Below are 1259 nucleotides of genomic sequence, written 5' to 3'. Positions count from 1 at the left end.
TTAATACCTATTCAGCCTTCGGCGTTATTGTTTCTCCGCGGGGGGCCGCGGGGGGGGGGGGGCCCCGCGCGGCTCGGTGGCGGCGCCCATCGCCCGGGCCGTGCTCGACGCCGGTCTGCAAGGGGGCTAGGAATTGAACGTGCGAGGAGAGGTCCGGGGGCCCCGATGCTGAACAACGGTGCGCTGATTGCCGACCGCTACCGACTGCAACGCCTGATCGCCACCGGCGGCATGGGCCAGGTCTGGGAAGCGCTGGACACACGATTGAACCGCCGGGTGGCGGTCAAGGTCCTCAAGGCCGAATTCTCCGCCGACCCGACCTTCCGGCAGCGGTTCCGCACCGAGGCCCAGACCACGGCCCAGCTGAACCACTCCGGCATCGCGGGCATCTACGACTACGGCGAGACCTACGACCCGAGCGCGGGCGAGACCTCCTATCTGGTGATGGAACTGGTGCAGGGCGAGCCGCTGAACGCGGTGCTGACCCGGCTGGGCAAGCTGTCGGTCAACCAGGGCCTCGACATGCTCGAGCAGACCGGCCGCGCGCTCGAGGCCGCGCACGCCGCCGGTGTGGTGCACCGTGACGTCAAGCCGGGCAACATCCTCGTCACCCCCACCGGCCAGGTGAAGATCACCGACTTCGGCATCGCCAAGGCCGTCGACGCCAGCCCGGTCACCAAGACCGGCATGGTGATGGGCACCGCCCAGTACATCGCCCCCGAGCAGGCCGTCGGCGAGGACGCCACCTCCGCCAGCGACGTGTACTCCCTCGGCGTGGTCGGTTACGAGGCGCTGTCGGGCAAGCGCCCGTTCAGCGGCGACGGCGCCATCACCGTGGCGATGAAGCACGTGCGCGAGACCCCGCCGCCGCTGCCGCCGGAGGTGCCGCCGCACGTGCGCGAACTCATCGAGATCACCCTCGGCAAGGACCCGAACCTGCGCTACGCCAGCGGCGGCGAGTTCGCCGACGCGGTGGCCGCGGTGCGCGCCGGGCTCCGGCCGCCGCCGCCCAAGGGCGCCGCGGGCGCGGGACCGCTGGAGGACTCCACCCAGTTGCTGCCGCCCGGTCCGACCGTGGCGATCCCGGCGACGCACGGCGACGGTCCGACCGTGCGCTACAGCCGTCCGGCCGCGGCCGCGATCGGCGGCGGCATGAATCCCGCCGACGCCCCGGCCACCATGATGAGCAACCACAACGGCGGGATGAACGGCGGTCGCAACGGCACCGGGCCGCACGCCGCCCCCACCCACTACGGCCC

The 1259-nt window shown here is 72.0% G+C and carries 1 protein-coding gene; it reads left to right on the top strand.

Annotated features, from left to right (window positions below):
• Nucleotides 1-165 precede the first annotated feature (165 nt).
• On the top strand, nt 166-1259 hold a 1094-nt coding region (locus tag QH283_RS14310), incomplete at its 3' end, for a protein kinase domain-containing protein (protein WP_280503491.1).

Source organism: Nocardia farcinica (genome assembly GCF_029867845.1).
Taxonomy (GTDB): Bacteria; Actinomycetota; Actinomycetes; order Mycobacteriales; family Mycobacteriaceae; genus Nocardia; species Nocardia farcinica_A.
Note: the sequence above shows the minus strand (reverse complement) of the source record. Positions and strands in the feature narration are given on the sequence as shown.